This is a genomic window from Streptomyces sp. NPDC006487 (assembly GCF_042870555.1).
Classification (GTDB): domain Bacteria; phylum Actinomycetota; class Actinomycetes; order Streptomycetales; family Streptomycetaceae; genus Streptomyces.
Window position 1 is genome coordinate 1 of sequence record NZ_JBIAHN010000041.1, and the last position, 12,465, is coordinate 12,465.

Annotated in this window: 1 protein-coding gene and 1 pseudogene; both read right to left on the bottom strand. The window is 72.5% G+C overall.

Going from position 1 to position 12,465, the window contains the following annotated elements:
- Window positions 1–4,263, bottom strand: a pseudogene (locus tag ACFYM0_RS37680) (type I polyketide synthase); the annotation flags it as partial.
- Between the two features lie 156 nt (window positions 4,264–4,419).
- A complete protein-coding gene (locus ACFYM0_RS37685) occupies window positions 4,420–12,453 on the bottom strand; it encodes an SDR family NAD(P)-dependent oxidoreductase (protein ID WP_388510201.1) in 8,034 nt (2,677 codons plus the stop codon).
- Between the last annotated feature and the right edge of the window lie 12 nt (window positions 12,454–12,465).

Below are 12,465 nucleotides of genomic sequence, written 5' to 3' on the forward strand. Positions count from 1 at the left end.
CAGACGGCGCACACCGTGGTCCGACACCAAGTGCCGGGCCACAAGCGCACCCAACGTGCCCGTACCACCCGTCACCAGAACCGTCCCCGAACCGAGCCCGGAGCTCCTTGATCCGGTCGCTTCCACGCGTACCAGGCGCCGGGCGAACGACGCGCCCGCCCGCAGATCGGTCTCCGGCTCCTCCGTGGCGACGGCGGCCGGAAGCAGGGCGAGCGACGCGGGGTCCCCGTCCGTTCCGACCAGCACGATGCGGCCGGGGTTTTCCGCCTGGGCGGACCGCACCAGGCCCCGCAGGGCGGCAGAGGCGGGCTCGCGGTCGGTGTCCCGTGTCAGGACCACCAGCCGCGCGTCCGCGAACCGCTCGTCCGCCAACCACTCCCGCAGGACGGCAAGACCTTGCCGCACGGTCGTGTGCGCGGCCTCCGCGTCGGGCCCGAGGGTCCCGAGTGCCCCCGGAGCCCCCGGAGTCCCCGGAGTCCCCGGAGTCCCCGGAGTCCCGAGGAACGGTACGACGACCAGCTCGGGCACCGGTCCGGCGGCGGCGAGCGCTGCCAGGTCCGGATACGTGGTGTGCCCGGGGAGGAACACGGCGGCATCGCGGCCGACCACCGCGAGCCCGCCGGAACCCAAGGGAGCCTCCGTGGCGGGCACTGGGCTCCACGCCACCCGGAACAGCGTGTCGTGGACCGCGGCACCACCGAGCTGTGCGGCCGATACGGACCTCAGCGCAAGGGCCTCCACCGAGGCCACGGGCTTGCCGTCCGCATCGGCGACCTGCACCGAGAGCGAGTCCGTCCCCGTGGGGGTCAGCCGTACCCGCAACTCCGTCGCGCCGGTGGCGTACAGGCGCACCGCGCTCCAGGCGAACGGCAGCTTCCGCTCGCCCTGCCCGGCGCCGCCGAGGAACACACCGTGCAGTGCGGAGTCGAGGAGTGCGGGGTGCAGCCCGTAGCGTGCGGCTTCCTGCGCCTGAGCCTCGGACAGCGCGACGTCGGCATAGACCTCCTCACCCAGACGCCAAGCGGCCCGAACGCCCCGGAAAGCCGGACCGTACTCCAAACCCACCCCGGCCATGGCCGCGTACAACTCCTCCACGGCAACCGGCTCGGCACCCCGCGGAGGCCACACACTCAGATCGAAACCGGCTTCCCCCGCCCCCACGGACAGCACGCCACTCGCATGCCGCACCCAAGGCACGTCCTCCCCCGCACGGGAGTGGACCTCGATGGTGCGGGCTCCGCTCGCGTCGGACTCACCTACGGACAGGTGCAGTTGGACGCCGCCTCGCTCGGGGATCACCAGCGGTGCCTGGAGGGTGAGTTCGTCCAGGGTTGTGGTGCCGAGGTGTTCGCCGGCGCTGAGTGCCAGTTCGACGAGGGCGGTGCCGGGGAGGAGGACGTTGCCCAGTACGGCGTGGTCGGCGAGCCAGGGGTGGGTCTGGAGGGAGAGGCGGCCCGTGAAGGACACGGTGTCGGTTCCGGGCTGGTCGATGAGTCCGCCCAGGAGCGGGTGGCCGGCATCGGTCAGGCCGAAGGCCGACGCACCGCCGAGGGCACGGTTGCCGGGGGTGGGCGTGAGCCAGAAGTGCTGGTGCTGGAAGGGGTAGGTGGGGAGGTCCGTGCGGCGTGCGCCGGAGCCTGCGAAGAAGGCCTCCCAGTCGACCCTGCCACCGTGCGCGAAGACCGTGCCGAGAGCGGAAACCAGGGTCCGGACCTCAGGACGACCCTTGCGCAAGGACGCCGCGAAGGCCGTCCCGGCCCCACCACTCAGGGAGGTCTGCGCCAGGGCGGTGAGGGTGGCATCAGGGCCGACCTCGAAGAAGCGGGTCGCGCCGTGGGCCTCCAGGGCCCGCACCGCGTCATGGAAGCGAACGGTCTGACGGACGTGACGAATCCAGTACTCGGCGGAAGCGAACTCCTCCCCGGGGATCAGCTCACCCGTGACGGTTGAAACCACTGGCAGACCGGGCTTTCCGAAGGTCAGGCTTTCCACGACCGTGCGGAACTCGTCGAGCATCGGGTCCATCAACGGCGAGTGGAAAGCGTGACTGACCTTCAGACGACGGGTCTTGACGCCCCGCTCTTCGAGGATGGCCACAACCTCCGCCAACGCGGAGTCGGCGCCGGAAAGGACCACGGACTGAGGCCCGTTGACCGCGCCGAGACTCAGCAAGTCCTCACGGCCCACGAGCAGCGGTGTGATGGCCTCCTCAGAGGCGGCCACCGCGACCATGCCTCCACCCGCGGGCAGGGCCTGCATCAACGCGCCTCGTGCCACGACCAGTCGTGCAGCATCCGCAAGGGAAAGCACACCGGCCACATGCGCGGCGGCGATCTCACCGATCGAATGCCCCGCCAGGACATCAGGGCGCACACCCCACGACTCCAGAAGCCGGAACAGCGCCACCTCGAGAGCGAAGACAGCAGGCTGCGTCAGCTCCGTGCGATCAAGAACACCATCCGCACCATCAAAGACGTCCCGCTTCAACACCCGACCCAGCAACGGGTCGACAACCTCACACACCGCATCAAAAGCCGACGCGAACACCGGGAACGCGTCATACAACTCACGCCCCATCCCCACCCGCTGCGAACCCTGACCCGTGAACAAGAACGCCTGCGAACCGCGCACCGCGACTCCCAGTTCCGCATCGGCGGCCGCCGTCCCCTCTGCGAGGGATGCGAGGGCGTGCAGCGCCTCCTCCCGCTCCTCCGCCACGACGACGGCGCGGTGTTCGAGGGCTGACCTTGTCGTCGCGAGCGAGTACGCGATCGAGGGGACGGTCGCGTCATGCTTCTCGTCCCAGAAGGCGGCCAGTCGCGCGGCCTGCTCCCGCAGCGCCTCCTGCGAGTCGGCGGACAGCACGAGCGGCACCGCACCGGGAGCAGGGGCGACCGCGGTGGCGGCGGCCGGCCCCTCAGCGGGGGCCTGTTCGAGGATCACGTGGGCGTTGGTGCCACTGACTCCGAAGGAGGAGACGGCTGCGCGCCGCGGCCGGCCGGTCTCCGGCCACTCCCGTGCCTCGGTGAGCAGTTCCACCGCCCCCGCCGACCAGTCGATGCGCGAGGACGGCTCGCTCACGTGCAGGGTCCGGGGCAGCAGCCCGTGCTCGATCGCCTGAACCATCTTGATGATCCCGCCGACCCCAGCAGCCGCCTGCGTGTGCCCGATGTTGGACTTCAGAGAGCCCAAGTACAGCGGGCGGTCCTCCGTCCGCTCCTGCCCGTACGTCGCCAGCACGGCCTGGGCCTCGATCGGGTCACCAAGCCGGGTACCCGTGCCGTGCGCCTCCACCGCGTCCACCTCCGCGGCGGACAGACCCGCATCGGCCAGCGCCGCGCGAATGACCCGCTGCTGCGAAGGACCGTTGGGGGCGGTGAGACCGTTGCTCGCACCGTCCTGGTTGACGGCGGAACCCCGTACGACCGCCAGGACCCGGTGCCCGTTACGACGGGCATCCGACAGCTTCTCCAGGAGCAGCATGCCCACGCCCTCGCCCCAGCCCGTGCCGTCCGCGTCATCGGAGAACGACTTGCACCGCCCGTCCGTGGCCAGACCGCGCTGACGGCTGAAATCGACGAAGATGTCCGGCGTGTGCATCACCGCGACGCCTCCGGCCAGGGCCAGGGTGCACTCACCGCGGCGTAGCGCCTGGGCGGCGAGGTGCAGGGTGACGAGCGAGGACGAGCAAGCGGTATCGACCGTCAGTGCCGGGCCCTCCAGGCCGAAGACGTACGAGACCCGGCCGGAGGCGACGCTGCCCACGTCGGCCGTTCCCCTGAAGCCTTCGAGCTCCTCGGGGAGCTCGGGCAGGCGGGTCAGGTAGTCGTGGTACATGAACCCCGTGAACACCCCCGTGCGGGAGCCGCCGACGGACAGCGGATCGATCCCGGCGCGTTCGAACGCCTCCCAGGACGTCTCGAGGAGGAGCCGCTGCTGCGGGTCCATGGCCAGCGCCTCGCGCGGTGAGATTCCGAAGAGTGCGGGGTCGAACTCGCCCGCGCTGTGCAGGAATCCGCCCTCTTCGGCGTACGAAGTGCCCCGGTGGTCGGGGTCCGGGTGGAACAGGCCGTCCAGGTCCCAGCCGCGGTCCGCCGGGAACCGGGAGACGCCGTCCGCGCCCGATTCCACGAGCCGCCACAGGTCTTCGGGGGATTCCACCCCGCCCGGGTAGCGGCAGCTCATGCCCACGATCGCGATGGGCTCGGCGGGGCCGTTCTCGATCTCCTGGAGCCTCCTCCGGGTCTCCTGCAGGTCGGCAGTGACCCGCTTGAGGTAGGAACGGAGCTTGTCCTCGTTGGTCACCGTGGTCACTGGGTTCGCCTCGCGATGTCGTTCGTGCGTCGGAATCGGTCCGGATTCGGGGGTGGACGTGGTGCCGGTGGTGCTGGTGGTGGTAGCGCCGGTGGTGCTCACGGCTCACAGCTCGCCGTCGATGAGGGCGAAGAGTTCGTCGTCGCTGGCCGCTTCGATCGCGTCCTCCGCCGTCGCGCTCCCCTGCTGTGTCTGCGCGGGCCGGTCCCCGAACCGCGCCACCAGCTCCTCGAGCTTGCTGACGATGCGTCCGCGAGCGGGGTCCCCGGCCTCGGCCGAGCCGAGCAGGTCGTCGAGGGCGGCCAGGTCCGTGAGAACCCGGTCGGCGGACGGGCGCCGGCCGCGCAGCAGTTCCTCCCGAAGCAGCTCGGCCAGGACCTGCGGGGACGGGTGGTCGAAGACGAGCGTGGCCGACAGCCGGAGACCGGTGACCCGGTTGAGGCGGTTGCGCAGCTCCACCGAGCTCAGCGAGTCGAAACCGAGGTCCTTGAACGCCTGCGCGGGATCGACCGACGCGCCCGAGGCGTGTCCGAGGACGTCCGCGACCTCGCCGCACACCAGGGCGACCAGTTGCTCGGTCTGCTGCGCCTGCGGCAGACCGAATATCCTCTCGGCGAGCGTGGCCTCGCCCTGGGCTCCGCCAGTCACAGTGGCCGTCGCACCGGCACCGGCCGCGGTCGACGTCCTCCGTACGGCCGGGGCCGGGACCACCGCGCTCAGGAACGGCGGGAGGCTGCCTGCGGCCGCCTGCTCGCGCAGCGCCCGCCGATCGAGGCCGAGCGTCACCAGCGTGCTCTGGTCCGCCGCCCGGGCCGCGTCGAAGAGGGCGAGGCCCTGCGCTGAGGACATGGGGGCGAAACCGGCGCGGGACAGCCGGTTCAGTGCGGTCCGGTCCAAGTGGGAGGTCATTCCGCTGCGCTCCGCCCACAGTCCCCACGCCATGGCGGTGGCGGGCAGGCCCTGAGCCCGGCGGCGCTGCGCGAGCGCGTCGAGGAAGACGTTCGCCGCCGCGTAGTGGGCCTGTCCCGCACTGCCGAACACGCCTGCCGCGCCTGAGAACAGGATGAACTCCGCCAGCCCGAGATCACGGGTGAGCTCGTGCAGGTGCAGGGCCGCATCGGCCTTGGCCCGGAACACCGTCTCCAGCCGGCCCTCCGTCAGCGAGCCGATGACCCCGTCGTCGATGACCCCGGCCGTGTGGACGACCGCCGTCAGGTCGGGTACGGAGTCCAGGAGTCCGCGCAGGGCCTCACGGTCGGAGACGTCACAGGCCGCCACCGTCACCCCGGCACCCAACGCGGTCAGTTCTTCCACCAGTTCGGCGGCTCCCTGCGCCTCCGGGCCGCGACGGCTGGTGAGGAGCAGACGGCGCACACCGTGGTCCGACACCAGGTGCCGGGCCACGAGCGCACCCAACGTGCCCGTACCACCCGTCACCAGAACCGTCCCCGGACCGAGGTCCGCGGGAGCGCCTGTCGGCGCCGCCACCCGGGCCAGCCGGGCCACTCGTACGACCTTGTCGCGGACGGCCAGCTGCGTCTCGTCGCCGCGGGCGACGGATGCCACCAGCCGCAGGGTCCCGGCCCCGGACTCGTCGACGTCCACCAGGGCGAACCGGCCCGGGTGCTCCACCTGCGCCGACCGCACGAGACCCCAGAGCGGAGCATGGGCCAGATCGCGTACGTCCTCGTCCGCGTCGACGGCCACGGCTCGCGCGGTGACCAGGACGAGCCGCGAGTCGGCGAGCAGCTCGTCGGCCAGCCACTCCTGGAGGAGCCCGAGCCCGCGGAGACCGGCCGCCCGTACCTCGTCGGCCGTCACATCGGCCGTCACATCGGCGTCGGCCGCAGCCGGATCGGCCGCCTGGCCGACCGGGCAGAGCACGGCCTCCGGCAGCGGCCCGCCCGCCGCGATGGCGGCCCGCAGCGCGGCCAGGTCGGGGTACGGGCCGTCCGGCCCGAGTACGACGGTCCGCGCGGCGGGTGCGTCGGAAACCGGTGCCGCCGGGACCCACTCCACCCGGTACAGCGGGTCTTCGGCCGGACGGCCGAGCTGGCCGACCGGAACCGGGCGCAGGACCAGGGAGTCCACCGAGGCCACGGGATTGCCGACGGCGTCGTAGGACGTGACCTGGATGCCGCCGTCCGGTCCGGCCGGAGCGAGGCGGGTACGCAGCTCCGTGGCGCCGGTCGCGTACCAGCGCGCCCCGGACCAGGAGAAGGGGAGCCGCCGCTCGCCGCCGCCCTGGAGGAAGGTCCCGTGCAGTGCGGCGTCAAGGAGAGCGGGGTGCAGACCGAACCCGGCCGCGTCGGCGTGCTGTTCCCGCGGCAGCCGGGTCTCGGTGAAGACCTCGTCTCCGCGCCGCCAGGCCGCGGCCAGCCCTCGGAAGGCGGGGCCGTAGGCGTAGTCGGCCTCGGCGAACGACTCGTAGAGCGCGTCGAGGTCCACGGGCTCCGCATCGGCGGGCGGCCACGTCCAGGCCCCGGCGGGAGGGGTCGCTGACCCGGAGGTGAGGGAGCCGCCCGCGTGCTGCGTCCAGGGCTCGCCGGCCTGATTGTCCCCCGTGCGGGAGTGGATGCCCACCGGGCGCCGGCCGGCCTCGTCGGCCTCGCCGACGGTTACGTGGATGTCTATGCCGCCTTGCTGCGGGATCACGAGCGGAGCGGCCAGGGTGAGTTCCTCCAGGGTTGTGGTGCCGAGGTGTTCGCCGGCGCTGAGTGCCAGTTCGACGAGGGCGGTGCCGGGGAGGAGGACGTTGCCCAGTACGGCGTGGTCGGCGAGCCAGGGGTGGGTCTGGAGGGAGAGGCGGCCCGTGAAGGACACGGTGTCGGTTCCGGGCTGGTCGATGAGTCCGCCCAGGAGCGGGTGGCCGGCATCGGTCAGGCCGAAGGCCGACGCACCGCCGAGGGCACGGTTGCCGGGGGTGGGCGTGAGCCAGAAGTGCTGGTGCTGGAAGGGGTAAGTGGGCAGGTCCGTGCGGCGTGCGCCGGAGCCTGCGAAGAAGGCCTCCCAGTCGACCGCGGCGCCGTGCGCGAAGACCGTGCCGAGAGCGGAAACGAGGGTCCGGGCCTCGGGGCGGTCCTTGCGCAGGGAGGCGGCGAAGGCCGTCCCGGCCCCGCCACTCAGGGAGGTCTGCGCCAGGGCGGTGAGGGTGGCGTCGGGGCCGACCTCGACGAAACGCGTAACGCCATAGGCCTCCAAAGCCCGTACGGCGCCATGGAAGCGAACGGTCCGACGGACGTGACCGATCCAGTACTCGGCGGAAGCGAACTCCTCACCGGGGATCAGCTCACCCGTGACGGTGGAGACCACCGGCAGATCAGGCTTTGCGAAAGACAGACCCTCCACGACCGTGCGGAACTCGTCGATCATCGGGTCCATCAACGGCGAGTGGAAAGCGTGACTGACCTTCAGACGACGGGTCTTGACGCCCCGCTCTTCGAGGATGGCCACAACCTCCGCCAGTGCGGAGTCGGCGCCGGAAAGGACCACGGACTGAGGCCCGTTGACCGCGCCCAGGCTCAACAGACCCTCACGGCCCACGAGCAGCGGCGTGATGTCCTCTTCCGAGGCGGCCACCGCGACCATGCCTCCACCCGCGGGCAGGGCCTGCATCAACGCGCCTCGCGCCACGACGAGCCGTGCGGCGTCGGTCAGGGAAAGCACAGCAGCCACGTGGGCTGCGGCGATCTCACCGATCGAATGCCCCGCCAGGACATCAGGGCGCACACCCCACGACTCCAGAAGCCGGAACAGCGCCACCTCGAGAGCGAAGACAGCCGGCTGCGTCAGCTCCGTGCGATCAAGAACACCATCCGCACCATCAAAGACGTCCTGCTTCAACACCCGACCCAGCAACGGGTCGACAACCTCACACACCGCATCAAAAGACGACGCGAAGACCGGGAACGCGTCATACAACTCACGCCCCATCCCGACCCGCTGCGACCCCTGACCCGTGAACAAGAACGCCTGCAGACCCTCCGAAACCGACACACCACCCGCACCACGCCCGGCAGCCAGCTCCTCCAACGAAGCCACCAGCCCCTCACGGTCACCCGCCACCACCACCGCCCGCCGCTCGAACACCGCGCGCGTGGTGGCCGCCGAGTAGGCGAAGTCCAGTGCCTCGGCCGGGGATGCGTCTCCCAGTGCGGCGAGCAGCCGCTCGGCCTGGGCGCGCAGGGCGGCCGGGTTCTTCGCAGACACCACCAGAGGTAGTGCGGGCACCCCGATCCGGTCGCCGTCCCAGCCCCCGTCCCCGTCCGCCGTCCGGGGCTCGGGTGCCTCGGACTGCGGGGCCTGTTCCAGTACGAGGTGGGCGTTGGTTCCGCTGACGCCGAAGGCCGAGACGGCTGCGCGGCGCGGCCGGCCGGTCTCCGGCCACTCCCGGGCCTCGGTCAGCAGTTCCACCGCGCCCGCGGACCAATCCACGTGCGGGGAGGGCTCGCCGACGTGCAGCGTCCGGGGCAGCACCCCGTGCCGCATGGCCTCGACCATCTTGATGATTCCGCCGACGCCAGCCGCGGCCTGGGTGTGGCCGATGTTGGACTTCAGGGAGCCGAGGTAGAGCGGGCGGTCCTCCGTCCGCTCCTGCCCGTACGTCGCGAGCAGTGCCTGGGCTTCGATGGGGTCGCCGAGGCGGGTGCCGGTGCCGTGGCCCTCGACCGCGTCCACCTCGGCGGCGGACAGACCCGCGTCCGCCAGGGCCGCCTGGATGACGCGCTGCTGCGAGGGGCCGCTGGGGGCGGTGAGGCCGTTGCTGGCGCCGTCCTGGTTGACGGCGGAGCCCCGTACGACGGCCAGGACCCGGTGCCCGTTGCGTTGCGCGTCCGACAGCTTCTCCAGTACGAGGACGCCGGCGCCCTCGCCCCAGCTCGTACCGTCCGCGTCGGCGGAGAAGGCCTTGGAACGGCCGTCCCGGGCCAGCCCCTGCTGCCTGCTGAACTCGACGAAGAGGCCGGGAGTGGCCATCACCATCGCGCCACCCGCCAGCGCCAGGGAGCATTCGCCGTTGCGCAGGGACTGGACTGCGAGGTGCACGGCGACGAGCGAGGACGAGCAGGCCGTGTCCACGGTCAGGGCGGGACCTTCCAGACCCAGCGTGTAGGAGATCCGGCCCGAGGCCACGCTCGAGGACTTGCCGGTGAGGAGGTACCCCTCGACCTCCTCGGGGGCCTCGTGCAACAGCGCGCCGTAGTCCTGGTGGATCACGCCGGCGAACACGCCGGTGTCGGTGGAGCGCAGGCTGTCCGGGGCGATGCCGGCCCGCTCCAAAGCCTCCCAGGACGTCTGCAGCAGCAGCCGCTGCTGCGGGTCCATGGCCAGCGCCTCGCGCGGGGAGATCCCGAAGAAGGCGGCGTCGAAATCGCCCGCCCCGTAGAGGAATCCGCCGTCGCGCGCGTACGAGGTGCCGCGGTGCTCCGGGTCCGGGTGGTAGAGCTTCCCGGTGTCCCAGCCGCGGTTGTCCGGCAAGGGTGCGATGACGTCCTGACCCTGGCTGACGATGTCCCACAGTCCGGCGGGCGTGTCCGCGCCGCCCGGGAAGCGGCAGCTCATGCCCACGATCACGATCGGGTCCTCGGCGTGCGTGCCGCCGTCCGCCCGGACGGCCCGGACGGGGCGCTGTGCGCGCCCGGTGGCCCCGGACGTCGTCTCGCCGACCAGCATCGTCAGCAGGTGCTGGGCGACGGCGGCGGGCGTGGGGTGGTCGAAGACGAGGGTGGTGGGCAGGGTCAGGTCGACGGCGGTGGCCAGCCGGTTGCGCAGCTCCACCGACGTGAGCGAGTCGAAGCCCGAGGTCTTGAAGGCCTGGTGGGGAGCGAGCGCGTCGGAGGGGGCACGGCCGAGCACCGCGGCCGCCTGGGTCCGTACGAGGTCCAGTACGGCACGCAGCTGTTCGGCCTCGGTGAGCTCGCGCAGGGTGCCTGCGAAGGCGGTCCCCGCGGCGGAGGCCGACGAAGCCGCCTCGGCCAGTGCCTCGCGGGCTTCGGGCAGTTCGGCGAGCAGCGGGCTCGGCCGGGTGGCGGCGAAGCGCGGGGCGAACCGCTGCCAGTCGATGTCGGCGACGACGAGCGCGGGCTCCGGCTGGGCCGCCGCGTACCAGAGGGCCGCCACGGCCTGTTCGGGGTCCATGGCCGGGACACCGCGCTGCAGCATGTGCGCCTCGGCGGCGTCGCCGACCATGCCGCCGCCGCCCCAGATGCCCCAGCCGATGGCCACGGCCGGCAGGCCCAGCGCGTGGCGCAGGTGGGCGAGGGCGTCGAGGGAGGCGTTGGCGGCGGCGTAGGCCGCCTGGCCGCCGTTGCCGAGGACGCCCATGACGGACGAGAAGAGGACGAACGCGTCCAGGTCGATGCCGAGTTCGCGGGTCAGCTCGTGCAGGTGCCAGGCCGCGTCCGCCTTGGGCGTCAGCACCCGGTCCAGCTGCTCCGGCGTGAGCGCCTCGATGACGGCGTCGTCGAGGACGCCGGCGGCGTGCACGACCGCGGTCAGCGGCTGGTCCCCGGGGATCGAGGCCAACAGGGCGCGCAGCGCCTTCGGGTCGGCGGCGTCGCATGCGGCGACGGTGACCCGCACGCCGAGGGCGGAGAGCTCCTCGGCCAGTTCCGCCGCACCGGGGGCGTCGCCGCCGCGCCTGCTGGTCAGCAGCAGGTGTCCGGCTCCCGCGGCGGCCAGGCCGCGGGCGATGCGGGCGCCCAGCGCGCCCGTTCCGCCGGTGACCAGTACGGTGCCCCGTGGCTGCCATCCCGCGTCGGCCGGCGCGGCCGCGGCAGCGGCGGTGCGCGGTGCGCGGACCAGGCGGCGGGCCAGGATTCCGCGGGCCCGGACGGCCAGCTGGTCCTCTCCCTGGGTGCCGGATGAGGCGAGGATGCCGCAGAGCCGGCGCAGGGTGTGCGCGTCGGGCTCGGCGGGCACGTCGATCAGGCCGCCCCAGCGGTCGGGGTGCTCCAGAGCGGCGACCAGGCCGAAACCCCAGGTGCGCGCCTGTACCGGGTCGCTCGGCTCGTCCGTGTCGTTCGTACGTACGGCTTCGCGGGTGACGGACCACAGCGGTGCGCTGGTTCCGGTGTCGCCGAGGGCCTGGACGAGGGCGAGCGTGGCGGCCGGGCCGGAGCCGTCGAGCGCGAGGAGCGACAGCACTCCGGACAGCTCGGCGCCGTCGGCGACGACGCGTACGGCCTCGGCGGTCCGCTCCCGGTCCTGCCCACGGTTGTCCGGGTCGCGTGCTCCGGACAGCTCCAGCGGCAGTACGCGGGCTCCGCGCGCCGTGAGTTCCGCGGCGGCGCCGGTGACCCAGGGGTCCTCGGCGTGCCCGGCGGGCACGGCGAGCAGCCAGGTGCCCGACAGCTGGGGCAGCGGAGTGTCGGCGAGGGTGCGCCACGTGACGCGGTAGCGGCGGCCCTCGGCTTCCGTGGTCTCGCGGCCCTGGCGGCGCCAGTCGGCCAGCAGGGACAGTGCGGGCGCGAGCGCGTCGCCGTCCTCGGCGCCGAGTTCACCGGCGAACCAGGTCGTGTCCTGGTTCTCGACGGCCTCCCAGAAGCGGTCCTCGCGGGCGTCGCCCGCACGGGCCGCGGCGCCGCCCGAATGGGACGGCAGCCAGTAGCGGTCGCGCCGGAACGCATAGGTGGGCAGGGCCGCGCGGGGGCCCGGGGCGAGCCACCAGTCCACCGCCACGCCCCGTACGTGGGCCTCGGCCAGGGAGGTCAGGAACCGCTCGGGTCCCCCCTCGTCACGGCGCAGGGAGGAGAGCACGGCGATGTCGGAGGCACCCGCGGTCTCCACCGTCTCCTGCACGCCGATCGCGAGGACGGGGTGCGGGCTCATCTCGATGAAGGCATCGAAGCCCAGGTCGAGGAGCGAGCGCACGGTGTCTTCGAACTGGACGGTGTGGCGGAGGTTGCGGTACCAGTACGCGGCGTCGAGCCGCTCACCCTGTCCGCCCTGTCCGCCCTGTCCGCCCTGTTCGCCCTGTTCGCTCTGCTCACCGGTGACGGGCCGGCCGGTGACCGTGGAGTGGAAGGGAATCCGGGGAGTGCGAGGACGGATCGGGGCGAGGAGTTCGGCGAGCCGCTCCTCGATGGCTTCGACATGCGCGGAGTGCGAGGCGTAATCGACGGGGATACGGCGAGCCCGCACATCCTCGGCCTC